Consider the following 24,752-nt stretch of genomic DNA (forward strand, 5'->3'; position numbering starts at 1 on the left):
AAGAAAAAGGCGCCCTGCTGGGCGCCTTTTTCATGCCGGATAGCGTTCCCTTGCGCGTCTACTTGCCTGCAGTCGCGTTAGACGCCGTGGGTGTCGATGCCGTCTTGCCTCCGAGGCTTCTCGACAGGAAGGCGAGCAGGCGGCTATAGAACTCACGTTGACGCTCGGGCTTGTAGAAGCCATGGCCTTCGGTGTCGTAGTAGAGCGTCTCGACGGGTACACCCGCAGACCGAAGCGCACGTTCCATCAGCTTGCTGTGCTCGATCGGCGCGACCTGGTCCTCCCCTCCGGCCGCGAGGAACACAGGAACCTTGATGCGATCCGCCATGCGGGTCGGTGACACGGCGGCGAGCTCGTCGCGCTCGCCGATCCACTCGCGTACATAGGTCTTCGACGTCCCGGAACGACGGGTGATTCCGTCGGTATGGAGCGCCGGCAGCTCGTACACGCCGACATAGCCCGCAGCACAGCGGTACAGGCCTGGCTCCTTGGCCACGCCCATCAGCGACGCATAGGCGCCGTAGCTGGCGCCGTACAGGCAGACCCGCGAGCCATCGGCAATGCCTGATTCGATGGCCCATCGCGTCGCGTCGGTGAGGTCGTCCTGCATCGCCAGGCCCCACTGCCGCCCGCCGGCCTGCTCGAACTCGCGGCCGTAGCCGCCCGAGCCCCGGAAGTTGACCTTCAGCACCACATAGCCGGCTGAGGCCAGCATCTGCGCCTCACTATCGAAGCCCCAGGCATCGCGGATGCCGAACGGCCCACCGTGCGGCACGACGACCATGGGCAGCCGCCCCTGCGCCCCCTTGGGCCGCGTGACGTAGCCATGGATGCTCCGGCCGTCGCGCGCTTTGAAGGTGATCGGCTCCATCGGATGCAACGCTTCCGGATCGAGCCAGTCCCTGTTGCTCATCAGGTAGTCGGCCTTCTTCGTGACCGTGTCGAAGAGGTAGTAGTCGCCCGGGTTGCGATCGCTCGACACATGGACGAGCGCGAGGCGCCCGTCGGCCGTCTCGGACGTGATGTCCACGCGGCTCTGCGGGAAGGCGGCCTCGAGCAGGCGCTGCGTCTTCGCATCGGGCAACGCCGGATCGAAGAACCGCGTTGTCGGCCGACCGTCGTAGTAGACCGCGCCGACCGGCACGCTGCTCCGGCTCGCATAGAGCACACCGGCCGGGTCAACCGGCGCGCTCAGCAGCTCGCGGCGCGTGTCCGTCGCCGGATCCCACGACACGATGCGGTCGGCCCCGGCGCGCTGCTCGGCACGCAGATACGCGGTGGCATTGTCAGCGGAGAACCCGATCGGGATCTGGATGATGCCGCTCTTGGATTCGTCGTTGACGAGGGTCCAGCTGTCCTTCTCGCCGGCGCGATAGAACAGCTTGTTCACCAAATCGAATCCGGCGCCCCATGCGAACCGCACGACGCCGGCGTTGTCCGTCAGGAAACGCGAATTGCGCACCGGAACGCTCGCCACCGGCGAACGCCGGCCGGTGTAGATGTCGAGCTCCTCGACGCGCGCATAGGCGTCAGGCGCGAAGGGCTCGACGGAGATCAGCACGCGCTTGTCGTCCGCAGGCAGGTCGTCGATCAGCTGCGCGAAAACCTCCTCTTCCTTCTTCGCCTTGATCCGGGTGCCCGGGCCGCCATCCTGGACGCGGAAGCCGACCAGCATTTCCGGGTTCGTCCCGTCGAAGTTGACCGCGTACAGCTCGCCGGTCGGGACGGGCTCGTCGAGGGCACCGAACTGCTCGGCGATCGAGATCACCAGACGCGTGGGATTCGCCCACACATAGCCGCTGATCTCGGTGTCCTCGCCGAGTGCGAACGTGGTCATGATTTTGTTGTCGCTGCGGCGGAGGACGGCGAGCACCGTGCGGTCCTCCATCGGGACAGTCGCAGCGAGGTATTCGCCCGTGGGCGAGACCTTGATCGACGTGAACTTGTCCTTCTTGATGAACGCGTCGACATCGACGGCCAGAACCGCAGGCGCGGACATCAGCGCCGCCAACAGCAGCGCCGTCTTACCCAGTTTCCTCATGACTCCCCCAACGAAGCGGTGATGCAGGCGGCGGTCCAGCCACGCCCGTAGACGACACCCCATGCGTCGCCTGATGCTAGGTTACCGCGCCGTCCGCGCGCGCGTCGGGCATCGGCAGCGTGCGATCGAGCGCCTCGCGCCAAGTCGGGACCCCCACGCCGAGGGCTTGGAGCGCATCGGTCGCCAGTACCGAGAAGGCAGGCCGCGCGGCAGGCGTGGGATAGTCCGCCGTGGTGATCGGAAGAACCGACGGCATGCGCGCCAAGTGACCGGCGTCCACTGCCCGTTGCAGCAACGCCTCAGCGAAACCGTGCCAGCTGGTCCGGTCGCCGCAGACGAGATGGAGGGTGCCCGTCGGCCCGGCCTCGCGACGCATCAAGCCGAGCGTGACGTCGGCGATAAGCCATGCGGGCGTCGGACAACCGACCTGATCGGCGACCACCCGTAGCGCCTCGCGCTCGGCACCTAGCCGCAACATGGTGCGCAGGAAGTTGTGCCCATGGGTCGCGTACACCCATGCGGTACGCAGGATCAGGTGACCCTCGTGGATTCCACGGATCGCGTCTTCGCCAGCCAGCTTGCTGCGCCCGTAGACGCCCAGCGGCGACGTGGGATCCTCCTCGCGATAGGGCGTAGCGGCGCGGCCATCGAAGACATAGTCCGTGGAGTAGTGCACCAGCCGTGCCCGAGTCGACGCGCAGGCTCGCGCGAGCGCCTCGACGGCCCGCGCATTCACGGCGAACGCCAGCTCAGGCTCGGATTCGGCGCGGTCGACGGCGGTGTATGCCGCAGCGTTGAGCACCACATCGGGGCGCTCGGCGTGAATGAGATGGCTGATCGCGGCGGCGTCCGTGACATCGAGCGCAAGCGTAGGCACGCGTATATCGGAGCACTCCCCGGTACGCGTCGTCGCGACCCAGTCCTCGCCCGGTCCACGCCGGGCGAGCAGTTCACGTCCGACCTGCCCCGCAGCGCCGACGAGGAGGACCTTCATGGCGTCCAGATCGGCAGGCGGTCCTCGGCGACCTCGGCCAGCCGCGGCGCGGCGGCGTCCTTCGGCGAAAGCAAGGGGTCAGCGATCGGCCAGTCGATCGCGAGCGCCGGGTCGTCCCAGCGGATCGCGGCGTCGGCCTTCGGGTCGTACGTCGCCGTGCACAGGTAGGTGAACACCGCGCGCTCGCTCAGTGCGACGAAGCCGTGCGCGAAGCCCTCCGGAATCCAGAAGTGGCGGCGGTTCTCCGCGCTCAGCACGACCGCCGTCCAGCGACCGAACGTGGGCGAACCGCGGCGGATATCGACGGCGACGTCCCAGACCTCGCCCTCGATCACCGAGACGTACTTGCCCTGCGGATTCGGCCACTGGTAATGCAGCCCACGGAGCACGCCACGCTTCGACGACGAGACATTGCCCTGGACGAAATGCGGCGCGATGCCGTGCGGCGCGAGCCGGTCGAGGTTGAACGATTCGAAGAAGAAGCCGCGGTCGTCGCCGTACACCGGGGGTTCGACGACCATGCAGCCCGGCAGATCGGTCTCGATCAGCCTCATGGGACGAAACCGCGCTCCGAAAGGCCCAGCAGGTACTTACCGTAGCCGTTCTTGACCAGCGGGGCGGCGAGCTTGACGAGGTCGTCGTTGGTGATCCAGCCGTTGTTCCAGGCGATCTCTTCGGGACAGCAGACGCGCAGGCCCTGACGGGCCTCGATCGTCTCGATGTAGTTGGAGGCTTCCAGCAGCGACTGGTGCGTGCCGGTGTCGAGCCAGGCGTAACCGCGGCCCAGGCGCTCGAGGTGCAGCGATCCCTCGTCGAGATAGAGGCGATTGAGGTCCGTGATCTCGAGCTCGCCGCGCGGCGACGGCGCCAGCGACTTCGCGAACTCGCTCGCGCGCCCGTCGTAGAAGTAAAGCCCGGTGACCGCATAGTTCGAGCGCGGCTCGGCGGGCTTTTCCTCCAGCCCGATGACGCGTCCGTCCACGTCGAACTCCGCCACGCCGTAGCGCTCCGGGTCGCTCACCCAGTAGCCGAACACGGTCGCGCCGTGCTCGCGCGCGTCGGCGCGCTGCAGCATCGCCGTCAGGCCCGGGCCGTGGAAGATGTTGTCGCCGAGGACGAGGCAGCTCGGTGCGCCGTCGAGGAACTCCTCGCCGATCAGGAAGGCCTGCGCGAGCCCGTCGGGACTCGGCTGCGCGGCGTACTCGATGTGCATGCCCCACTGTGAGCCGTCGCCGAGCAGGCCGCGGAACAGTGCCTGCTCGTGCGGGGTATTGATCACCAGGACGTCGCGGATCCCCGCGAGCATCAGCACGCTGAGCGGGTAATAGATCATCGGTTTGTCGTAGACCGGCAGCAGTTGCTTGCTGATGGCCTGCGTGATCGGATACAGCCGCGTGCCGGACCCGCCGGCGAGAATGATGCCCTTGCGCCCGGTCGTGCTCATGCCTGGCCGATCCGTTCGAGGCGGTAGCTGCCGTCGAGCACGCGGTCCACCCAGGGCTGGTGCTCGAGGTACCAGTCGACGGTCGCGGCAATGCCCTGCTCGAACGTGACGGTGGGCGTCCAGCCGAGCTCGTGCTCGATCTTGGAGGCGTCGATCGCGTAGCGACGGTCATGGCCCGGGCGGTCTGCGACGAACGTGATCAGCGACTCGCGCGCCCGGCCATCGGCCAGCGGGCGGCGCTCGTCGAGCAGCCGGCAGATCGTGCGCACGACCTCGATGTTCTCGCGCTCGGCATTGCCGCCGACGTTGTAGGTCTCGCCGACCCGGCCCGCCTCGAGCACGCGGCGGATCGCGCTGCAGTGGTCGCCGACGAACAGCCAGTCGCGCACGTTGCGGCCGTCGCCATATACCGGCAGCGGCTCGCCCTTCAGCGCGCGGGCGATGATCAGCGGGATGAGCTTCTCGGGGAACTGGTACGGGCCGTAGTTGTTGGAGCAGTTGGTCGTGAGGACCGGCAGGCCATACGTATGGTGGAACGCACGCACTAGGTGGTCGGAGGCCGCCTTAGACGCCGAGTACGGCGAGTTGGGCGCGTAGGGCGTCGTCTCGGTGAACTTGCCCGTCTCGCCCAGCGAGCCGTAGACCTCGTCGGTGGAGACGTGGAGGAAGCGGAACGCTTCGCGCGCTCCGCCCTCGAGCGACCGCCAGTAATCGCGCGACTTCTCCAGCAGCGACAGCGTGCCGACCACGTTCGTCTGGACGAACGCGGCCGGCCCGTCGATCGAACGGTCGACATGGCTCTCCGCGGCGAAGTTCACCACTGCATCAGGCCGGTGCTCGGCGAGCAGGCGCTCCACGAGTGCCGCATCGCCGATGTCGCCCTGCACGAAGACGTGGTTCCCGTCGCCTTCGAGGACCGAGAGCGTGTCCAGGTTGCCGGCGTAGGTGAGGACGTCGAGGTTCACGACGCGGATCCCGCGCCGGACCGCGTCGAGAACGAAATTGCCGCCGATGAAGCCGGCGCCGCCGGTGACGAGCCACGTAGTCAAGCGTGAGATTCCTTGTCCGAAGGAGAGGCGAAGCCGGCTTTGATCAGAACGGGATGTCGTCGTCGGCGAAGTCGTTGCCGAAGTCGTTGTTGCGCGCAACCGGCGCCTCGCGGCGCGGGGCCTCCTGGCGTGCCGGCGCATTGCGCTGCGGGCGATCGCCGCCGCCGCGGAACTCGCCACGGCCCGCGCCGCCGCCGGCACCGCCCTCGCCACCGCCGCCGAGCATCTGCATCTCGTCGGCCACGATATCGGTGAAGTACTTCTCGACGCCGTCCGCGCCGGTGAACTTGTCGTAGCGGATGGAGCCCTCGATGTAGACCTGGCGACCCTTCTTCAGGTACTCGCCGGCGATCTCGCCGAGCTTGCCGAACAGCTTCACCCGGTGCCACTCGGTGCGTTCCTGCTGGTTGCCGTCCTTGTCCTTGCGGACGCTGGTGGTGGCCAGGCTGAGCGTCGTGACGGCCATGCCGCCCTGCGTGTACTTGACCTCGGGATCGTTGCCGAGGTTGCCGACGAGAATGACCTTGTTGACGCCGCGTGCCATGTGTCTAGTCCTTCTGGATCGTGGTTGACGACCGACATTGAAGTATACCCGGGCCTGCCGATCCCTCGGCTGACCGCGCGGGCCCGCGTAGGGTTTCTCCGCGTCCGTGAAGCGCGGGCGCACCGGGTCCCTATAATTCCGGCCCCGCCTGCGCACGAGCTGCCGATGACCGCCATGACCCTCGCCGAAATCCAGGCGCTGGCCCGCGAGCCCATGGCCTCGGTCGACCGCCTGATCCGGGACCGCCTGGCCTCGGACGTGGTGCTCATCAACCAGGTGGCCGAATACATCGTCGGCGCCGGCGGCAAGCGCCTGCGGCCGATGCTGCTCCTGCTCGCGGCGGGGGCCTGCGGCGGGCCGCAGGCCGTGGACGGCCGCGCCCACCAGCTCGCGGCGGTCGTCGAGTTCATCCACACCGCCACGCTGCTCCACGACGACGTGGTCGACGAATCCGACCTGCGCCGGGGCCGTCGCACCGCCAACGCCGTCTGGGGCAACGCGGCGAGCGTGCTGGTGGGCGACTTCCTCTACTCGCGCTCGTTCCAGCTGATGGTCGAGCTGCAGCGGATGGAGGTGATGCAGATCCTCGCCGACACCACGAACCGCATCGCCGAGGGCGAGGTGCTGCAGCTGCTGCACATCCGGAACCCCGACACGGATGAGCCCGCCTACCTGCGGGTGATCGAGCGCAAGACGGCGGTGTTGTTCGCAGCCGCGACGCGCCTGGGCGCCCTGCTGGCCGATGCCGACGCCGCGCGCTGCGAGGCTTTCGAGGCCTACGGCATGGCGCTCGGCTACGCGTTCCAGATCGCGGACGACGTGCTCGACTACGCGGCCGACGCCGATGCGCTCGGCAAGAACCTTGGCGACGACCTCGCCGAGGGCAAGGCCACGCTCCCGTTGATCCATGCGATGGCACACAGCGATGCGGCGACGTCGGCACGCCTGCGCGAGATCGTCGAGGCGGGCGATGCGGGGGCGCTCGATGAAGTCGTCGCGGCGATCCGCCGCACCGGCGGCCTTGACTACAGCCGTGCGCGCGCAGCCGAGTATGCGGACCGCGCCGTCGCCGCACTCGCGGAGATGCCGTCCGGCCCATATGTCGACGCGCTCCGCGCGCTGGCGCGTTACGCCGTGGATCGCGGCGCCTGAGCGGCCTCGATCGGCGACGCGCGACCAATCCCCTCGCAACACAGGGCGCAAGGCCAGGTCGACTGAGCATGCGTGTGCGCTGACGACCCGATCGAGGCGAGGGCCGCAGCACCGTACGGATCCGGCGCCCCGCCTCAGGCGATGCCCAGCCCCGGAATCGAGCTGATCGCATCGGGATCGAAGCCGGCGAGGCGCGCGAAGTGGCGCCCGCGCTCGACGTAGTCGCGGTAGGCACCGAAGCTCGGCGCCCCTGGCGACAGCAGCACGACCGGCGGGCGGGCCGCGTCACCGCCTGCGCCCAGCCACCGGCGTGCGATCGCGACGGCCCCGGCGAGGTCCCCCGCGGCGTCGAGGCGTGCCCCGCCCGCCCGGGCGACCGGTTCCAGCAGCGCGTGGATGCGCGGACCGTTCGCGCCCATCGTCACGATGCCGGCGGGTGCGCGCCGCTGCATCGCAGCCGCGAAGTCGGCCCAGTCCACACCGCGGTCGTGCCCGCCGACGAGCACCACGACCTCCCGATCGGCGAAGCAGTCGAGCGCGGCGAGCGTCGCATGCGGCGTGGTGCTGATCGAGTCGTTGACCCAGGCGAGCCCGTCGCGGACGCCGAGGGTCTGCAGGCGATGCGGCAACGGCCGGAAGTCGAGCGCATGGTGCGCAAGCGCCGCGGCATCGAGCCCCAGTGCTTCGATGGCCGTCAGCACGGCCGCGAGGTTGCCGCGGTTGTGGCGGCCCGGGAGCGGGAGCGAACGCGTATCCAGCACCGCCGCGCTTCCGCGGTGGAGCATGTCGCCGCGCAGGTGCCAGCCACGGTCGTCGCCGAACCAACGCACGTCCGTCGCCGCCGGCAGCTCGAGTGCGGCGAGCCGTGGGTCGGCGGCATTCAGCACCGCGATGCGCGGTGCTGCCGCCGTGACGAGCCGCAGCTTGTCGGCCATGTAGCGCTCGTGCGAGCCGTGCCAGTCGAGGTGCTCGGGAAAGAGGTTGAGGACTACCGCGATGTCCGGGCGGGCGCCGCTCGCGGCGACGTCGCCGGTCTGGTAGCTCGAGAGCTCGATCGCCCAGAACAGCGGCGGCTCGGCGGGATCGAGCACTTCCAGCAGCGGCAGGCCGATGTTCCCGGCCAGGCCGGTGCGATGCCCGCCGGCGCGCAGCAGGTGCGCGAGCAGGGAGGTCGTGGTGCTCTTGCCCTTGGTGCCGGTGACGCAGACGCTGCGATCGACGACGCCGTCCGCGGCGGCATGCTCGGCGAACCAGAGCGCCGTACCGCCGACGAAACGGGTGCCCTGCGCCGCAGCGGCCTCGGCGGCCGGGCCATACGGGCTGATCCCCGGCGACTTCACCACCACATCGAACGCGGAGAGCCGCTCGGCAGTCGCCTCGGTCTCGATCACCAGCCGCGCGTCGCGGAGCGCGCGCGCATCGTCGGCCTCGCCCGCGCCGCAGAACAGCGTCAGCGGAAGATCGGGCAGGCGCCCGCGCAGGACGGCATACGCGGCGCGGCCTTCGCGACCCCACCCCCAGAGCGCGACGTGCCGGCCGTCAAGCTGCGAAACGCGCACGCAGGCGGTTCCAGACATCCAGGGGGATCGCGTGCTCGTCCGACAGCTCGAGCAGCGACGGGACCGCCGGCACGTCGCCGAGCTGCGGCGCGATCTCGCGTCCGAAGCGCTCCACGATCGCGTCCTCGCGCCATTCCGGGCGCTGCGCGAGCGCCGCCATCGCGGCGCGCGACTCCTGGCCCTCGCCCACGCATTCGAACGGCTTGTGGTCGCGGTATTCCAGCAGCGCGTCGAAGCCGGGCGTCTGCTCGGGATCGTCGAGCAGGTTCCGCCCGAAGATGCCGACCAGCCGCGGCTTGCTCATGAACGGGGCGAGCGCGAGGAAGACGAAATGGCACTTCGGGCAGATACCGCACCAGCGCTGCGCCGGGCGTTCGCCGAGGATGTGGAAATTGCGGTTGCAACTGGAGAAGTGCTGGTCGTAGCGGTCGCTACGCGCGAACTGACGGGCGACCGCGAGCTCGCTGAGCGGACGCAGCAGCGAGTAGTAGCGCAGGTCCGCGGCCACGTGCGTTGCGAGGTGCCCGGCGAAGGCCTGCTCGAATGCCCACCCCTTCGACCACTGGTGATTGACCTCGCCGGTGCCCTCGATCATCGAGCCGTAGCTCGCCGAGCGCTCGTTGGAGAACACCACCTGGTCGCAGCCGTGCAGCAGCGCGGCGAGCGCCAGGATCGCCGAGTTCACCGCGGTCACCGGGATATGCCCGTTCCAGGCGCCGCTGCGGTTGTATTCGAACAGCTCCGGGGCGAGCTGGCGGCCGATGTTGAGCGTCGGCAGGCCCGTGCGCGCGGCGCAGGCGGCGATCAGTTGCGAGCCGCCGATCCACGTGACCGTCTGCGCGATGCCTGCGTCACGCAGGGACTCGATGCTCACCAGTGAGTCCTTGCCGCCGCCGATCGCGACGAGCGCGTGCTCGCGCAGGCCCAGCTCGGGCGCCGGCCCCGCGGTGCCGGCGTCTGACGGGAAGCGGATCGTCCCGCGCAACTGCAGCCCGTTGCGATAGGCGAACTCGCCCAGGCCGTTTTCGTAGATCTCGGTCAGGAATGCGGCCGTGCCCGCGTCGATCGCATAGCCTTCGATCGCGATCTCACGCGGCACCGCCGCCTTGTAGTAGCTCACGCCGGCGAACAGGTGCAGCAGCCGCAGCGCGCGCTCCACCGCCTCCGCGCGCGGGCCGTCGAGGTCGAACGGTGCGCCCGGGATCGTCACCGTCTCGGTCAGGACCGGGCCGTCGTCGAAGGCATAGCCCAGCCGCGCGATGCCGGCCGACGCGTCGAAGGCGCAGTCGACGAATCGGAAGCGGCGGATCGCGTCGCGCTCGAAGCGCCAGTCAGTCATCGATCACGTCCTCTGCGGGCAGGTCCCGCAGGTTGTAGGTATTGGCCATCGCCATGCCGTAGGCGCCGGCGTCGGCCGCGAGCAGCACGTCGCCTTCGTGCGTCGCGCGCGGCAGGCGGCGGCCGCGGCCGAGCACGTCGCCGCTCTCGCAGATCGGGCCGACCACGTCGAACGTCGCGACGTCCGCATCGTCGAGCCGCGAGAGCACGTGCAGGCCGTGGTAGGCGTCGTACATCGCCGGGCGGGCGAGCGCGTTCATGCCGGCGTCCACGCCGATGCGCCGCACGCCGTCCTTCTCGACCACCTGCGTCACGCCGAGCAGCAGCACGCCGCTCTCGGCGACGAGGTAGCGGCCCGGCTCGATGGCGAGGCGGAAGCGCGGATACGCCGACTTGATCGACTGCACGCCCGTGCGCCAGGCCTCGACGTCGAACGGTCGCGCGTCGGGGGTGTACGGCACCGGGAACCCGCCGCCGATGTCGATGTGGTCGATCGTGTCGACGCTCTCGGCGAGCGCGGCGAGGGTCGAGTACACCTCGCGCCAGTGCGCGGGCTCGTCGATGCCGCTGCCGAGGTGCGCATGCAGGCCGGTGATGCGCAGTCCGATGCGCTGGGCCTCGCGCATGAAGGCCTCGAAGCGCGCGATCGGCAGACCGAACTTCGCCTCCACGCCGCCGGTGCGCACCTTCTCGTGGTGCCCCTCGCCGTGGCCGAGGTCGAGCCGGAGCCAGGCGCGTCGACCGCGGAAGACATCGGGCCAGCGCTGCAGTTGCTCGATGTTGTCGACGGTGACGTTCACGCCGACGGCGAATGCGGCCTCGTACTCGCGGCGCGGGGCGAAGCTCGGGGTGAACAGAATGCGCGACGGCTCGAGCCCCTGGAGCGAGCGCAGCACGTGCTCCACCTCGCCTCGCGAGACGCATTCGAAGCCGAAACCTTCGGCCTCGAGCGCCTTCAGGATTTCCGGATGCGCATTCGCCTTGATCGCATAGAAGCCGCAGTCGACCGGACCCTGCAGCAGCGACCGCGCGCGCTCGCGCACGGTCGGCAGGTGGTAGACGTAGCGCGGCGTACCCGCCGCCGCGCGCTCGAGCAGCGCCTCGCGACGCACGCGCCACCACGGCGCCGCGCGCTCCGGCGCGCCGTGCACGACATCGCGCCAGGCCGGGCCGAAGACGCTCTCGTCGAGCACCGGCATCGCCCCGCCGCGCACGAGCTCGGCGTGCAGCGTGGGCAGCAGGCCTTCGGCGTCCGCCTCGTCGACGACGAACGTCAGGTTCAGGTCGTTCGACGACTGCGAGATCAGGTGCACGCGCTCGCGGCCGAACGTCGCCCAGACATCCGACAGCTTGTGCAGCAGCGAGCGCATGCCGCGGCCCACCAGCGTGATCGCCGCGCAGGGCGCGATCACCTTGACCCGGCAGACCTGCGCGAGGTCCTCACTGAGCGCGCTCAGCACGTTGGTGGTGACGAGGTTCTCGCTCGGGTCGAGCGAGACGGTGACGTTCGTCTCCGACGAGCCGATCAGGTCGACCGACAGGCCGTGCCGGCGGAAGCGCTCGAAGACGTCGGCGAGGAAGCCGACCTGCTGCCACATGCCCACCGATTCCATCGACACCAGCACGATGCCATTGCGTCGGCTGATCGCCTTGACGCCGGGCACCGTCGCCGCGCTCGCGTCGATGCGCGTGCCGGGCAGATCCGGGCGCTCGGTGTCCAGGATCGCCATCGGCACGCCACCGTCGCGACACGGGCCGATCGAGCGTGGATGCAGCACCTTCGCGCCGGTGGTCGCGATCTCCTGCGCCTCGGCATAGTCGAGGCGCGCGAGCAGGCGGGCGTCCGGCACCTCACGCGGATTCGCGGTGAACATGCCGGGCACGTCGGTCCAGATCTCGACGCGACGCGCGCCGAGCAGCGCGCCGAAATACGCGGCCGAGGTGTCCGAGCCGCCGCGGCCCAGGATCGCCGTGCCGCCGTCGCCATGGCGCGCGATGAAGCCCTGCGTGAGCACGATCGCGGTCGGCTGCGCGGCGAAGCGCGTGGCGAGATCGGCGTCGTGGCGATGCAGGCAGTTGACCGACAACCGGCCCGCCCAGTCGCTCTGGTTGGGCAGCTCGACAGCGCGCAGCCACTCGCGTGCATCGCACCAACCGATGTCGAGGCCCTGCGACTTCAGGTAGGCCACGCCGAGGGTCGAGGACAGCAGCTCGCCCTGCCCCAGCACTTCGGCCTGCCAGTCGAGCACCCGCGTGGCCGCGCGGGGATCCTCGCCGAGCGATGCCAGCCCGGCCAGGCGGTCACCGAGCACCTGGTCCGGATCGAGCCCGAGATCGACGGCGAACTCGCGGTGCCGCTGCACCAGCGCGTCGATGCGTGCCCGCGCGTCAGGCGTGTCGCCGGCCTGCGCGATCGCCTGCAGCTCGTTGGTCACGCCCGAAAGCGCCGAGACCACGACGAGCACGCGTGCCCCCTCCTCGCCGAGGCGTTTGACCGCGATGCGCCCGATGGTGTCCCAACGCGTCCGGCGGGACACCGAAGTGCCGCCGAACTTGAGTACGACCCAGCGCGTCGCTGTTTCCACGATGTCCTCGGGGGTTTGGCCATGCGGCCGGAGGCCGCGGGGCGGCCATCGGAGCATGCGCCCGCCCCGGGGGGCGAATGACGCGTGCTCATGAGAGCCGGCGATTTTATTCGATGACGCCCGCCCCCGTCGGCGCGATGATGCGCGGCCTTTCTTCAAGCCGTCGCCATGGCCGAACGCCGCTACCTGCAGCTCGACGTCTTCGCCGACCGGCCCGGGGCGGGCAACCCGCTCGCGGTCGTCATCGATGCCGAGGGCCTCGACGACGCGGCGATGCAGGCCTTCGCGGCCTGGACGAACCTGTCGGAGACGATCTTCCTGTTCCCGCCGGGCGACGGCGCGGACTACCGCGTGCGCATCTTCACCCCGCGCCAGGAGTTGCCGTTCGCCGGGCACCCGAGCCTCGGTGCTGCCTGGGCGGTGCGCGACGCGGGCCTCGCCGATGCCGCGGCGGACGCACTGCTGCAGCGCTGCGGTGCGGGTGACCTGCCGGTGCGGGTCGCCGGCGACGGCACGATCGCCGTGCGTGCGCCGCGGGCGCGTCGCCTTGCGCCGCCCCGGGCGAGCGGTGTGCACCTCGACGACCTCCTCACGCGCGTGCCGCGCGGCGCCCTGACGCCCGCGCTGTGGGACAACGGCCCACACTGGTGGGTCGTCGAGGTCGCCGACGAGGCCGCCGTGCGCGGCCTCCAGCCGGATTTCGCCGCGATCGAGCGCCTCACCGGCGACGCCGCCGTCGGGCTCTGCGTATTTGCGACGGCGGCCGGCGATGCCGACCTGGTCGTCCGCGCCTTCTGCCCCGCCGATGGCGTCCCGGAGGATCCCGTCACGGGCAGCGCGAACGCGGCGATCGCCGCGGCGCTGGTCGAGGCCGGCCGCGTGCCGGGCACCGACGGCCGCTACACCGCGTCGCAGGGCCGCGAGGTGGGCCGCGACGGCCGCGTCCACGTGCACGTCGACGCCGATGGCGAGGTCTGGATCGGCGGCCGCGTGCAGCCGGTCATCCGTGGCACGGTGGCTTGGTAAGCTGCGCCGCCCCGCGCGACGCCCCGCCCATGAATCGCCGCTACGTCCAGCTCGACGTCTTCGCCGACCGGCCCGGCGCCGGCAACCCGCTCGCCGTCGTGCTCGACGCCGAGGGCCTCGACGACGCGGCCATGCAGGCGATCGCGCGCTGGACGCGGCTGCCCGAGACCACGTTCGTCTTCCCGCCGACGGACGCGGACGCGGACTATCGCGTCCGCATGTTCAGCCCGCGTCGCGAGGTGCCCTTCGCCGGCCATCCGAGCGTCGGCACCGCGCACGTGGTGCTCGAAGCCGGCCTCGCGACGCCGCGTGACGGCGTGCTCGTGCAGGAAGGCGCGGTCGGGCGGCTCCCGCTGCGGGTGGACGGGGAAGGCGCGTCGCGGACCATCGCGGTGCGCACGCCGCGCGCGCGGCTGGTGGAGCGCGTGGCCGCCTGCGACGCGCGCATCGCACCCGCGCTCGCGGGGATGCGACTCGGCGCGTTGCCGCCCGCGCTGATGGACGGCGGGCGCCGCTGGTGGCTCGCCGAGATCGCGAGCGAGGCCGACCTGCGCGCCGCGCAACCGGACTGGAATGCGATCGAGCAGCTCGCGCTCGGCACCGAGACGATGGGCCTGTGCGCGTTCGCACGTGCCGCGGCCGGCCACAGCTACGACATCGTGGTGCGCGCCTTCGTCGGGGCGACGGCGCGCTTCGAGGACGCGGCCTCGGGCGCGGCCAATGCCACGCTCGCCGCCTGGCTCGCGCAGAACGACGCGCTTCCGGGCAAGGACGGCCGCTACCTGGCGAGCCAGGGCCGCGAGGTCGGCTTCGACGCGCGCCTGCAGCTCCACGTCGACGAAGCCGGCGACGTCTGGTCCGGCGGCCACGTGCGCAGTGTCGTCAGCGGACACATCGACTGGTAGACCGCGCGGCCGCGGCGGCTCCATGCGCGGTCGGGCGCCCCCGCGACGGCGCGAGGCAGCACGCAGCAGCGGCGTGCGCCCGGATCGTCGCAGGCCGCGTCAGCCCTCCTGCACCTCGAGCGAGATCGGCACCGCCGCGAGCACCTTCGAGATCGGGCAGTTGGCCTTCGCGTTCTCGGCGTGCTCGCGGAACTGCGCGGCGTCGAGGCCCGGCGCTTCGCCGCGCACCTTCAGGCGGATCTGCGTGATGTGCGGGCCGCCGTCCATCGACATCTCCACGTCCGCGCGCGATTCGATGTAGCTGGGCGGATGCCCGGCTTCGGTCAGCATCGCCGACAGTGCCATCGCGAAGCAGCCTGCATGCGCGGCCGCGACCAGCTCTTCGGGATTCGCACCCTTCTCGTCGCCGAAGCGCGTGTTGAAACCGTAGCGCGTATTCTCGAAGACACCGCTTTGCGGCGTGTCGAGCCGGCCCTGGCCGGACTTGAGGTCGCCTTCCCAGCGGGCGGTCGCATGACGGGTGATGGCCATCGGTTCCTCGCGATCATGGAGTGCGCCGCAGCCTACGGGGCGGCCGCTAAGCCGGCGTGATCGGTCTTCACATGCGGCTTGTGCGATGCAACGGGACGTCCGTGGAAACGCGCGCTAAGGTGGGTCGGCACGCCATGACCGCCCGCCGAGCGCAGCGCTCGGGCGCGTCCGCGGACAGCCATGACGGCTCCCCACCCCCACACACGGGAGACGTCCGCATGTCCTACAGCACCGAACAGATCCGCAACGTGGCCCTCGCAGGCCATCCCGCTGCCGGCAAGACCACGCTCTTCGAAGCCCTGCTGCATGCCGGCGGCGCGATCCAGGCGGCAGGCAGCATCGAACGCGGTACCACCGTGTCCGACTTCGATCCGATCGAGAAGGAGCGCGGGCATTCGCTCGACGTCGCGATCGCCAGCACCGACCACGCGGGCATCCACGTCAACCTGCTCGACACCCCTGGCTACCCGGATTTCCGCGGGCCCGCCCTCTCCGCGCTCGCGGCGGTGGAGACCGTCGCCGTGGTGGTGGCCTGCGACTCGGGCGTCGAATACGGCGCCCGCCGCATGATGGAGCATGCGAAAGCGCGCGACCTCTGCCGCGTGATCGTGGTCAACAAGATCGACCAGGGCGATTGCCGCGGGGTGCTGGATGCCTTGCGCGAGACGTTCGGCCCCGAGTGCCTGCCGCTCAACCTGCCGGCGAACGGCGGTGCGGCCGTGGTCGACTGCTTCGCCGCGAGCGAGGGCGAGAGCGATTTCGGCCCCGTCGCCGACTGGCACCAGAAGATCATCGACCAGGTCGTCGAGATCAACGAGACGGTGATGGAGCACTACCTCGACCTCGGCGAGGATGGACTGTCCGGGCAGGAGCTGCACGATGCCTTCGAGCAGTGCCTGCGCGAAGGCCATCTGGTCCCCGTGCTGTTCTGCTCGGCGCGCACCGGCGTCGGCGTTCGCGAGCTGCTCGACACCGCCGAGCGCCTGTTCCCGCACCCCGGCGAGGCGAACCCCCCGAAGTTCATGAAGGGCGCGGGCGATGCGGCCGAACCCGTCGACGCGCGTCCCGACCCGTCCGCACACGTGATCGCCGACGTCTTCAAGATCGTCAACGATCCTTTCGTGGGCAAACTGGGCATCTTCCGCGTCTATCAGGGCACGGTGAGGCCCGACACGCAGCTGTTCGTCGACGATGGCCGCAAGCCGTTCCGCGTCGGCCACCTGTTCAAGCTGCGCGGCAGGGAGCACGTCGAGATCGGGCAGGCGGTGCCGGGGGACATCGCTGCGATCGCGAAGGTGGACGACGTGCACTTCGACGCGGTGCTGCACGACAGCCACGACGAGGACCACATCCACCTCGCGCCGCTCGATTTTCCGAAGCCGATGTTCGGCCTGGCGGTCGAGGCGGCGAGCAAGGGCCAGGAGCAGAAGCTCGCCACCGCATTGCAGAAGCTCGCCGAGGAAGATCCCTGCTTCCAGGTCGAGCACACCGCCGAGACCAACGAGACGGTGATCCGCGGGCTCTCGGACCTGCACCTGCGCATCGCGCTCGAGCGCCTGAAGACGCGATTCGGCGTGGAGGTGACCTCGCGCCCGCCGCGCATCGCGTATCGCGAGACGGTGAGCACGGCGGCCGAGGGCCACCACCGCCACAAGAAGCAGACCGGCGGCGCCGGCCAGTTCGGCGAGGTCTTCCTGCGCATCGAACCGCTGCCGCGCGGCAAGGGCTTCGAGTTCGTCGACGAGGTCAAGGGCGGCACCATACCGGGCCAGTTCCTGCCGGCCGTCGAGAAGGGTGTGCGGCAGGTGCTCTCGGGCGGCGCGCTCGCGGGCTATCCGCTGCAGGACGTGCGCGTGTCCGTGTTCGACGGCAAGCACCATCCCGTCGACAGCAAGGAGGTCGCCTTCGTGGCCGCGGGCAAGCGCGCCTTCCTCGACGCGATCGCCAAGGCGCGGCCGCAGGTGCTCGAGCCGATCGTCGATCTCGAGGTGACCGCGCCGGAAGCGAACATGGGCGACATCAGCGGCAACCTCGCCGCCAAGCGCGCGCGCATCCAGGGCACCGACAGCCAGCGCGGCGAGGTGGTGGTGCGCGCGCAGGTGCCGCTGTCCGAGCTCGAGGGTTTCGCCGCCGAGCTCAAGTCGATGACGGCCGGCCGCGGCCGGTATTCGATCGATTTCAGCCACTACGAGCCGGTGCCGGCGAACGTGCAGTCGAAGCTCGTCGAGAGCTACCGGCCGCAGCACGTCGAGGATTGAGCACGAGGGGCGCGCCGGCGACCGGCCGGCGCTACCCTGCCCGCCTCATCTCCCGCGCTCGACGGACTCCCGCATGCTGCTGCCCGATGCCACGACCCTGCTGGCCTACCTCGCCGCGGCCACGCTGCTCGTGCTCGTGCCCGGGCCGGGGACCGCCTGCGTGCTGGCGCATGCGGCGTCCGGCGGCGCGCGCAGCGGCATCCGCGCCGGCCTCGGGCTGGAGACCGCGACGTTCGTGCACGCCGCGGCGGCGGGCCTGGGCCTGTCGGCGCTGCTCGCAACCTCGGCGCTCGCGTTCGACGTGGTGAAGTACGCCGGCGCGGCGTATCTCGTCGTCCTGGGGCTGCGCGCGTGGCGCAACTCGCCGGCGGCGTCGCCCCCCGGCGGCAACGCGGCCCCGGACGCCGCGGTCTACCGGCGATCGGTGCTCGTCGGCCTGCTCAATCCGAAGGCGGCGCTGTTCTTCCTCGCCTTCCTGCCGCAATTCGTCGATCCGGCCCGCGGCGCCGTCGCCCTGCAGTTCCTTTTGTTCGGCGCCATGCTGGCGGTAATAGGCTTTTCGCACAGCCTGCTGCTCAGCCTCGCCACCGCGCGGATCAGCCGTCGCCTCGGCAATGCTCACGCGCGCTGGAAGGATCGCCTGCTCGGCACCACCTTCATCGCACTCGGGCTGCGCCTCGCGTTCCAGCCGCGATGAGCCCGTAAACGGAAAAGGCCGGCACAGGGCCGGCCTTTCCATTCACCGCCGCCCGATCACTCCGGGCGCACGTCCACGCGGACGCGGATGCGCTCGCCCGGGTGGTAGCCGGTGCGCGTGGTGTACGTGCGGCCGCCGTACTCGTAGGTGACGTCGTACATCGTGCCGGACCCGCTGCTCCCGTACTGGTTCACGGGCAGCGGATCGCAGACCGTGGCGACACCGACGCGCTGCTGCCGGCTACGCTGCGTCTGCTCGTAGACCTGGCGCCCGGCGATGCTGCCGACCATCGAGCCGATGGCCGACGTGGCATAGCGCGCGCTGCCCCCACCGGCCTGGCTGCCCACGGCCGCGCCGACGATGCCGCCGATCACCGAGGCGACGGTACCGCCGACCTGCGTGCCCCCGCCGTAGCCGCCATACCCCCGGTCGTAGCGATCGTTGTAGCGATCATTCGCATAGCGATCACCGTAGCGGTCCGCGTAAGGATCGCGCCCGTAACGGTCGTCGTAGCGATCGTGGTAGCCACCCGCGTAGGTACGCGACTGCGTGCAGTTGCGATCGGATGTGCGCGAGGCATAGCCGCCACGCGGGTCGTAGACCGGCTGCACGCGTAGCACGCGGGCCCAGTCGTACTGGTCGGTCGCCGAATACGTGCCGCGCGGCTCGAGATACGTCTGTGCGGATACGGCGCCGCTGGCGGCCACGAGGCCGAGGGCGAGGACCGAGGCGGTCAGGTGCTTCATGTGGACACTCCCAGTCGCCGGGGCGGCGTAGGGTCATCCTTGGCGCGAAGGTCTTACCGCTTCCTGAATTTCGTAAAAGATCCGTGAAGCGCTTACCGGCCGTTCACCCGTTCAGGGCCCGACGACGCTTCCCAGCGTGCTCGGTTGCACGCCGAGTTGCGCGCGTACGAAACCGTCCGGATGCTCGTTCGTGCGCAGGACGATGAAGGCATCCCCTGCACGCACGCGCGCCGCGACCAGCGGGGTCAGGTCGGCGGTGCCACCGACGATGCGTGCGACATTGCCGTCCACCACGACGTCGAGCCGGGCGACCTGCTCGCTCGATTCGCCACCGCGACCGAGATGCAGCGTCGCCGACGTGGCGCGCTCGTACATGCCGGACACGACGAGGTCGACGCGCACGTCGCCGTCCTCTTCGACCAGGGCACGCGCCTCGCCGACCGGCGCGCGCATTTCGCCCTCGGGCGCACGCAGCGGCACGAACGATCCGCGCAGGCGAACGTCCTGCTGCGCGAACGATGCGGCGGGCGCAAGCGCGGCCAGGAGCATGACGAGAAGTGCGGTGCGGCGCATGGGAGAGCCTCCGGAATCGACCCGCCGAGCGTCGCGCCGCACCCGCGGCTGCCGCGTGAAAGCGGCCGCGCCGCTGACCCGGCGTTCACCCGCGGCCGCTAGCGTGGTGGCCCCGCCTGCTGGAGAAGCGTACGTGCGCACCGTCGCTCCCCTCGTGTTCGTCGCGTCCGCCGCCCTGCTCGTCAGTACCGCCTGCTCGACCGTCGGTGCCCTGCTTTCCGCGGACACACTGAAATTCAGCGAGCAGGAGATCCAGCAGCGGCTGGTGAAAGGGTTCCCGCGCGACTACGAGAAGCTCGGCGGCCTGGTGACGATCACGCTGATGAACCCGCGTCTGGTGATTCCGCCGGGCGAGCGCCGGCTCCGCGCGGATTTCGACGTCGCCCTCGGTGCGCTCGGGCACGCCGGGCGCATGCCGGAGGGCGCGTTCACGCTCACCAGCTCGCTGCGCTACGATCCCGCCACGCGCGGCCTGCACCTGTTCGAGCCGCGCATCGAGAACGTGGAGGTCGGCAGCCTCGGCGGCCGCATGGGGGACAACCTGCGCGGTGCGCTTAACGAGTGGCTGTCCGACTGGTCGAAGAAGGAACCGATCTACCGGTTCGACGACTCCCTGATCGGGCGCGTCGGCGCGCGGCGGGTCGAGGGGACGATGATCCAAGATGGCCAGGTGGTGGTCCAACTCCGCGACTGACACGCGCCTGCGCAGCGGCGTCCTTGCGCTCGCGCTGCTCGCGACGTTCCTGCTCGCCGCCTGCGACCGCGAGCGCGCCGCCGGCACGCCCGGTGCGGCGGGCGACGACTCGGGCACCCCGGGTGCGCTGCCCGCGCCTGCGGGAACCCCGGGCACGAGCGTGACCGGCATGCCGACGACGCCGCCGGCGCCCGTCGCGACCGCACCCGAAGTGCCCGCGGAGGTCGCGCCGGTCGACCCGGCCCTCGCCGGCACCGATCCGGCTGCAGCGGCGAACGAGCCCGATGCCCTGCCCGTCCCGGTCGACCCTGGCGTTGGCGCGCCCGGCGAACCGGCGCCGGAGGGCACGCCGGCCGACGCCGCCGGTGCATCGCGCGCAATGGTCGAATACATGGCCGCGCTGAGCTCGGGTGCCTTCGCACGCGCCCAGCAGCAATGGGCGGCGACTCCGACCGACGGCGCGATCCTCGATGCCGCGCGGAACCCGGCGTTCGCGGTCGACGTCGGCGCCGCCACGCTCGACGCCTCCGGGCGTGCGACCGTCGCGGCGCAGGTGCGCGGCGTCGGCGGCGACGGCACCGCGCGATCGATCGACGCGGTCTACATCCTGCAGCGCGGCACCGGCAGCGCCTGGCGGATCGTCGGCGCGACCCTCCGCGACGGCCCGCCCTGAGCGCATGCCGGCGGCGATCGTCCTCGACACCAACGCCTGGCTCGACCTGCTCGTCTTCGAGGATCCGCGGATCGCGGCCGTCGAGGCCGCGCACGCCGCCGGCCGGGTGGAGTACCTGCTCGACGAGGCCGGCCGCACGGAGCTCGCGCGCGTACTCGCCTATCCCGCGCTGCGGCTCGATCCCGATGCCGCCGTGGGGCTTCTCGAGCGGGCCTGCACGCTTGCCCGGGATCCCGGCGCGCCAGCGGCACTGTCGGACGTCCCGCGCTGCCGCGATCCGGACGACCAGCCGTTCCTCGACCTCGCCGCTGCCGTGCGCGCGCGCTGGCTGCTCACGCGCGATGCGGAGTTGCTCCGCGTCGCGCCGACGATGCGTCGGCGCTTCGGCGTCGACGTGATCGTGCCGGCCGACTGGTCGCCCGCCCTGCTGGATCAGATCTCGAAGCGGTAGGCGAGCTTCACCAGCAACTGCTCGCTGTCGCGCAGCTCGAAGGCATCGCGGAACTGGTCGGCTGCGCGGTAGTCGCCGTCGAGCGTCTGGTCGAACATCGCGCCGCCGCGGACGTAGGCCACGTAGAGGTGCGAGAGCGGCGCGAGCTCGTAGCGGTAGCGCACCTGGAAGCCGAGGTTGCGCAGCGCGAAGTCGTCGTGCAGGCGCCCTGCCGCGATCGGCGTGCCGTCGGGCGCGAGCGTGTAGGACTGCTCGGCCTTCGCATCGAGCCCGATCGCCTCGAGCCGAACGCGCAGCTCCTGGCGCGTGTCGATCAGCCACGTCGCGCCGGCGTTGAGGAAGATCATGTTCGAGCGGAACGTGCCGAGCTGCGGCGCGGCACTCGGATTCGGCCGGCGCCACAGCAGCCAGTCGGGGTTGTGGCGCAGCTCGAGGCCGAAGCCCACGTTCGCGCGATCGCTGAAGTGATAGCGCGGCTCGATCGTCGCGGTGACCGCACCCTCGTCCCAGCCGCCGAGCCCTTCGGCGTTGTAGCGCAGGTTGCCGTAGAGGTCCCAGTTGCCGCGCCGCGCGAAGCCGCGCTCGACGAAGCCGAACAGCTTCGACGGCACGCGCACCACGCCGTTGCCGCGAGTGATGAGGTCGTCGTGGCCTGCGGTCCACCCGGCCACCTCGAAGAACATGTTGCCGCCGTCGCGGTACTCGCTGGCGCGGTTGAACGCCCAGGCATCGGCGATGTGCAGCCCGTGGTCGTTCATGCGCCGCGACACCGCACCACGCCACTGGTGGCTCGCGAAGCGCGAGTCCTGCGGCAGGTCGGTCACGCGCTTGGCGACCTCGTAGCGTGCGTAGTTAAAGTTGTTGCGCTCGAGGTAGCCGAAGTCGTTGAGCTGCAGGGAATCGCCCAGGTGCACGGCGAAGAGCTGCTGGCGCCAGCCGTCGCCGATGTCGTGGTCGATGCGCACCTGCGCGCCGGTGTCGCGGGTCTGCTGGCCCTGCTGGGTGATGTCCGAGCCGACGACCGCCGAGCGGATCGTCCATGCGGCATTGGGCGTCCAGCGGTGATCGACCGCCGCGACGTTGGCCACGCGATCGAAGTACGGGCGCTCCACGCGCGTGAGCATCGCGCCGATGCCCTGCGTCTCGAAGTCGCGCGTGGCGCGTGCGGCGTAGAACTGGCGGCCGTCGTCGCCGCCCTCGTCGGCGAGGAACAGGCCGTAGTTGATGCCGGCGGCGCTGCCGTTGATCTTGAGCGCGGCGCTGACGTCGCCCGAGCCGTCGCCGTCGTCCTCCGGGCCACCCACGCGGCGCGTGTAGACGAGGCGATTGGCGTTGTTGAGCGAGCCGAAGGGCACGTCGAACATGCCCTGGTTCTCGGTGAAGAACGGGCGCTTGTCGCTGAAGAACGTCTCCACCGCGCTGAAGTTCACGACGAGCTGGTCGCTCTCGACCTGGCCGAAGTCGGGGTTGATCGTCGCGCTGAGCTGGAACTGGCCGTTCGGCTTCCAGAACAGGTCGGCACCGCCGTCGAACTCGCCGTGGTGCGCTACGTTGTCGAACACACCCGCCACGAAGGGCGTGATCGCGAGCAGCGCCTGGCTGTACTTGGGCACCTCGATCTTCGTGAACTCGGAGAGGTAGCGCGGCTCGTTGTAGCTCACGGCCGGCCACGCCGTGCGCTCGTTGGTGGCGCCGATCACGCGGTCGAGCGCGATCGCGATCGTGCGGGTGTCGCCCGCGGCCTGCCGCATGGGCGCGATGTGCCAGGGGATCAGCAGCTCGGCCGACCAGCCTTCCGCATCCTCGCTGACCGCATGGCGCCAGTTGCCGTCCCAGTCGTTGCTGAACTGGTTCTCGTTGGTCAGCGTGCCGTCCTCGATGCTGTCGGACAGCGTGACCATGAAGTTGTAGCCGGTGCGGCCGTCGCCGTCGAAGTCGACGTAGAGGTTCACGCGGTCGACCGGGCCGCCCTGGTCGCGCTGCAGGCGCTGGCGGCGGCGCTCGATGCCCTCGGGCTGCGTCGCGCGGAAGGCGACCGCCAGGCCGTCGGGCGTCGCCTTGATCCAGGCGCGCGTCGGCTGCGTGCCGGGCTCGCGCGTGAGCGGCTGGGTCTGGCGGAAGTCGGTGACCTCGCGCGAGTCGGCCCATTCGGCGGGGTCGATCCGGCCATCGACCTCCACGGCCGAGGCGAGCGACGGGAGGGCCGCGAGGATGGCGAGGGCGAGGCGAGAGTGCATGGGTCACCGGCAGGGCCGGCGCGCGACGGCACCGGACGCCGCGCAGGTTAGTCAGGCGCGTGCACTGCGCCGACTGTCGTAAGTCATGGCAACCGTCCGGGAACTTCGCGCATCCGGACGGGTCGCGCGGTCATGCCGTGCGCTGCGTCCGCTTTTTCGCGGGCTTCGCGTTGGCCGGCTTCGCCGCTCGCTTGGGCTTGAGCATCGTGCCGGTGCAGTTCTTCGCGCCGCACAGGCAGGCCCAGATCCTCTTCATGCGCGGCGTATGGGGCTCGCCGAGGGTGATGCCGTAGTCGTAGGTGAGCTCCTGCCCCGCCTTGATCGCCTTCTTGGCCTCGATGAAGACGCGGTCCTTGCGGCGATCCTCGCCCGGGTGCTCGATGAGCACGGCCTCGCAGTTCGGCGAGCAGCCGTGGTTGATCCACCGCGCCACGCCACCGTTCATGTCGCCGTCGATCACGTACTCGTCGTTGAGCGTGAACAGGAACGTGTGGCCCGATTCGGCCGCACCCGCATCGCTGTTGTCCACGTCCTCGTGCGTCCGCCGCAGGCCCTTGTATTCGATGATCCTTTCGCCCTTGGCGATCGGTGCGACGGCGAAGACGCCGGTTCCATGGATCTTCGAGCGACGGGCGACGACCTTGCTGGGCATGCGGGGGTCCGGGTGCAGGGAGCCGGCATTCTGCCGGCTCGGGGCCATCGCCACCATCACCGAGTGACCACTGAATCCCCGGATTCCCGTCGATGGCGCCGGGCACCCGGGAAATCGTACAATTCCGGTCCTGATTTCCGGACGGGGTGCGCGATGCTCCGGGTCACCAAGCTCACCGACTACGCGACCGTGCTCCTCACGGTGCTCGCCGCCCAGCCCGAGGGCGTCCTGAGCGCCCCGGAGCTCGCCGAGCGCTCGGGGCTCGAGGCGACCACGGTGAGCCGCGTGCTCAAGCCGCTTGCACAGGCGGGACTCGTGGAGGGCTTCCGCGGCGCGCAGGGCGGCTACCGGCTTGCCCGGGCGGCGGACCGCATCCGACTGATCGAGATCATCGAGGCCATGGAAGGTCCGCTCGCGGTGACCGAGTGCAGCGTGCACGACGGCCATTGCGGGATCGAGCGCTCCTGCGGGGTCCGCGGCAACTGGCGGCGGATCAACGACGTGATCGTGCAGGCGCTCGAAGGCGTGACGTTGCAGAAGATGCTCGTCCCGCCGGAGTCCGTATCCCACCGTCGCATCGACGTGCGGCTGGCCGAGGCCTGA

23 protein-coding genes are annotated in these 24,752 nt (G+C 70.5%); 9 read left to right on the plus strand and 14 right to left on the minus strand.

What is annotated here, in order from left to right; translation table 11 throughout:
• Positions 1-58: 58 nt before the first annotated feature.
• The 6 genes from ACYVJJ_RS13595 to ssb all read right to left on the minus strand — a co-directional run bounded on the left by ACYVJJ_RS13595 (position 59) and on the right by ssb (position 6,072).
• Positions 59-2,041 (minus strand): alpha/beta hydrolase family protein, encoded by a 1,983-nt coding sequence (locus ACYVJJ_RS13595; RefSeq protein ID WP_460834335.1) that lies wholly within the window; start codon positions 2,039-2,041, stop codon positions 59-61.
• A 76-nt stretch (positions 2,042-2,117) separates the two neighbouring features.
• Positions 2,118-3,035: a dTDP-4-dehydrorhamnose reductase gene (gene rfbD / locus ACYVJJ_RS13600; RefSeq protein ID WP_460834337.1), complete on the minus strand. Its 918-nt coding sequence runs from the start codon at positions 3,033-3,035 to the stop codon at positions 2,118-2,120.
• Positions 3,032-3,589 carry a dTDP-4-dehydrorhamnose 3,5-epimerase gene (gene rfbC / locus ACYVJJ_RS13605; RefSeq protein WP_460834339.1) on the minus strand — a complete coding sequence of 186 codons (558 nt, stop codon included), beginning with the start codon at positions 3,587-3,589 and terminating at the stop codon, positions 3,032-3,034. Before rfbC ends, rfbD begins: the two co-directional genes overlap by 4 nt.
• On the minus strand, positions 3,586-4,479 hold the full coding sequence (rfbA, locus tag ACYVJJ_RS13610; protein ID WP_460834341.1) for a glucose-1-phosphate thymidylyltransferase RfbA: 894 nt from the start codon (positions 4,477-4,479) through the stop codon (positions 3,586-3,588). The genes rfbC and rfbA overlap by 4 nt, the downstream gene beginning before the upstream one ends.
• Positions 4,476-5,528: a dTDP-glucose 4,6-dehydratase gene (gene rfbB / locus ACYVJJ_RS13615; RefSeq protein ID WP_460834343.1), complete on the minus strand. Its 1,053-nt coding sequence runs from the start codon at positions 5,526-5,528 to the stop codon at positions 4,476-4,478. The genes rfbA and rfbB overlap by 4 nt, the downstream gene beginning before the upstream one ends.
• A 43-nt stretch (positions 5,529-5,571) precedes the next feature.
• Entirely contained in the window at positions 5,572-6,072 is a 501-nt protein-coding gene (ssb, locus tag ACYVJJ_RS13620) for a single-stranded DNA-binding protein (RefSeq protein WP_460834345.1), read from the minus strand.
• A 165-nt stretch (positions 6,073-6,237) separates the two neighbouring features.
• Here ssb and ACYVJJ_RS13625 point away from each other — a divergent pair, with 165 nt between their 5' ends.
• On the plus strand, positions 6,238-7,224 hold the full coding sequence (locus ACYVJJ_RS13625) for a polyprenyl synthetase family protein (RefSeq protein WP_460834346.1): 987 nt from the start codon (positions 6,238-6,240) through the stop codon (positions 7,222-7,224).
• A gap of 134 nt (positions 7,225-7,358) precedes the next feature.
• Here the strand turns inward: ACYVJJ_RS13625 and murD are convergent, their stop codons facing one another.
• Genes murD through ACYVJJ_RS13640 form a run of 3 tightly spaced genes read right to left on the minus strand, consistent with a single transcriptional unit; the run spans position 7,359 to position 12,706 of the window.
• A complete protein-coding gene (murD, locus tag ACYVJJ_RS13630) occupies positions 7,359-8,783 on the minus strand; it encodes a UDP-N-acetylmuramoyl-L-alanine--D-glutamate ligase (RefSeq protein WP_460834348.1) in 1,425 nt (474 codons plus the stop codon).
• Positions 8,764-10,122 carry a UDP-N-acetyl-alpha-D-muramoyl-L-alanyl-L-glutamate epimerase gene (gene murL, locus ACYVJJ_RS13635; RefSeq protein WP_460834350.1) on the minus strand — a complete coding sequence of 453 codons (1,359 nt, stop codon included), beginning with the start codon at positions 10,120-10,122 and terminating at the stop codon, positions 8,764-8,766. The genes murD and murL overlap by 20 nt, the downstream gene beginning before the upstream one ends.
• The gene (locus ACYVJJ_RS13640; RefSeq protein ID WP_460834351.1) at positions 10,115-12,706 is read right to left on the minus strand and encodes a bifunctional aspartate kinase/diaminopimelate decarboxylase; all 2,592 of its coding nucleotides are present in this window, start codon (positions 12,704-12,706) and stop codon (positions 10,115-10,117) included. The genes murL and ACYVJJ_RS13640 overlap by 8 nt, the downstream gene beginning before the upstream one ends.
• Positions 12,707-12,874: 168 nt before the next feature.
• Between ACYVJJ_RS13640 and ACYVJJ_RS13645 the strand changes: the two genes are divergently transcribed.
• Positions 12,875-13,732, plus strand: coding sequence for a PhzF family phenazine biosynthesis protein (locus ACYVJJ_RS13645; RefSeq protein ID WP_460834353.1), 858 nt, complete (start codon positions 12,875-12,877; stop codon positions 13,730-13,732).
• Between the two features lie 29 nt (positions 13,733-13,761).
• Positions 13,762-14,637 carry a PhzF family phenazine biosynthesis protein gene (locus tag ACYVJJ_RS13650; RefSeq protein WP_460834355.1) on the plus strand — a complete coding sequence of 292 codons (876 nt, stop codon included), beginning with the start codon at positions 13,762-13,764 and terminating at the stop codon, positions 14,635-14,637.
• Between the two features lie 99 nt (positions 14,638-14,736).
• On the opposite strand, the gene ACYVJJ_RS13655 is transcribed toward ACYVJJ_RS13650, so the two are convergent.
• Positions 14,737-15,168 carry an OsmC family protein gene (locus ACYVJJ_RS13655; RefSeq protein WP_460834356.1) on the minus strand — a complete coding sequence of 144 codons (432 nt, stop codon included), beginning with the start codon at positions 15,166-15,168 and terminating at the stop codon, positions 14,737-14,739.
• A gap of 218 nt (positions 15,169-15,386) precedes the next feature.
• On the opposite strand from ACYVJJ_RS13655, the gene fusA reads away from it, so the two are divergent.
• Both fusA and ACYVJJ_RS13665 read left to right on the plus strand, forming a co-directional pair.
• Positions 15,387-17,426 (plus strand): elongation factor G, encoded by a 2,040-nt coding sequence (fusA, locus tag ACYVJJ_RS13660; protein ID WP_460834357.1) that lies wholly within the window; start codon positions 15,387-15,389, stop codon positions 17,424-17,426.
• A gap of 73 nt (positions 17,427-17,499) precedes the next feature.
• Positions 17,500-18,123 carry a LysE family translocator gene (locus tag ACYVJJ_RS13665; protein ID WP_460834359.1) on the plus strand — a complete coding sequence of 208 codons (624 nt, stop codon included), beginning with the start codon at positions 17,500-17,502 and terminating at the stop codon, positions 18,121-18,123.
• 56 nt (positions 18,124-18,179) lie between these two features.
• On the opposite strand, the gene ACYVJJ_RS13670 is transcribed toward ACYVJJ_RS13665, so the two are convergent.
• Both ACYVJJ_RS13670 and ACYVJJ_RS13675 read right to left on the minus strand, forming a co-directional pair.
• A complete protein-coding gene (locus ACYVJJ_RS13670) occupies positions 18,180-18,869 on the minus strand; it encodes a glycine zipper 2TM domain-containing protein (protein ID WP_460834360.1) in 690 nt (229 codons plus the stop codon).
• A 111-nt stretch (positions 18,870-18,980) separates the two neighbouring features.
• Positions 18,981-19,442, minus strand: a complete 462-nt coding sequence (locus tag ACYVJJ_RS13675) for a CHRD domain-containing protein (protein ID WP_460834362.1) — start codon at positions 19,440-19,442, stop codon at positions 18,981-18,983.
• A gap of 133 nt (positions 19,443-19,575) precedes the next feature.
• Here ACYVJJ_RS13675 and ACYVJJ_RS13680 point away from each other — a divergent pair, with 133 nt between their 5' ends.
• The 3 genes from ACYVJJ_RS13680 to ACYVJJ_RS13690 are packed head-to-tail and all read left to right on the plus strand — an operon-like array spanning position 19,576 to position 21,260.
• Positions 19,576-20,136, plus strand: a complete 561-nt coding sequence (locus ACYVJJ_RS13680) for a DUF1439 domain-containing protein (protein ID WP_460834363.1) — start codon at positions 19,576-19,578, stop codon at positions 20,134-20,136.
• On the plus strand, positions 20,105-20,809 hold the full coding sequence (locus ACYVJJ_RS13685) for a hypothetical protein (RefSeq protein WP_460834364.1): 705 nt from the start codon (positions 20,105-20,107) through the stop codon (positions 20,807-20,809). The genes ACYVJJ_RS13680 and ACYVJJ_RS13685 overlap by 32 nt, the downstream gene beginning before the upstream one ends.
• Before the next feature lie 4 nt (positions 20,810-20,813).
• Positions 20,814-21,260 carry a PIN domain-containing protein gene (locus ACYVJJ_RS13690; protein WP_460834366.1) on the plus strand — a complete coding sequence of 149 codons (447 nt, stop codon included), beginning with the start codon at positions 20,814-20,816 and terminating at the stop codon, positions 21,258-21,260.
• On the opposite strand, the gene ACYVJJ_RS13695 is transcribed toward ACYVJJ_RS13690, so the two are convergent.
• Positions 21,242-23,497: a DUF5916 domain-containing protein gene (locus ACYVJJ_RS13695; RefSeq protein WP_460834367.1), complete on the minus strand. Its 2,256-nt coding sequence runs from the start codon at positions 23,495-23,497 to the stop codon at positions 21,242-21,244. The genes ACYVJJ_RS13690 and ACYVJJ_RS13695 overlap by 19 nt on opposite strands.
• A gap of 130 nt (positions 23,498-23,627) precedes the next feature.
• On the minus strand, positions 23,628-24,149 hold the full coding sequence (locus ACYVJJ_RS13700) for an SET domain-containing protein (protein ID WP_460834369.1): 522 nt from the start codon (positions 24,147-24,149) through the stop codon (positions 23,628-23,630).
• A gap of 153 nt (positions 24,150-24,302) precedes the next feature.
• On the opposite strand from ACYVJJ_RS13700, the gene ACYVJJ_RS13705 reads away from it, so the two are divergent.
• The gene (locus ACYVJJ_RS13705) at positions 24,303-24,752 is read left to right on the plus strand and encodes an SUF system Fe-S cluster assembly regulator (RefSeq protein WP_460834370.1); all 450 of its coding nucleotides are present in this window, start codon (positions 24,303-24,305) and stop codon (positions 24,750-24,752) included.

This window comes from Lysobacter humi (ex Lee et al. 2017) (genome assembly GCF_054781815.1).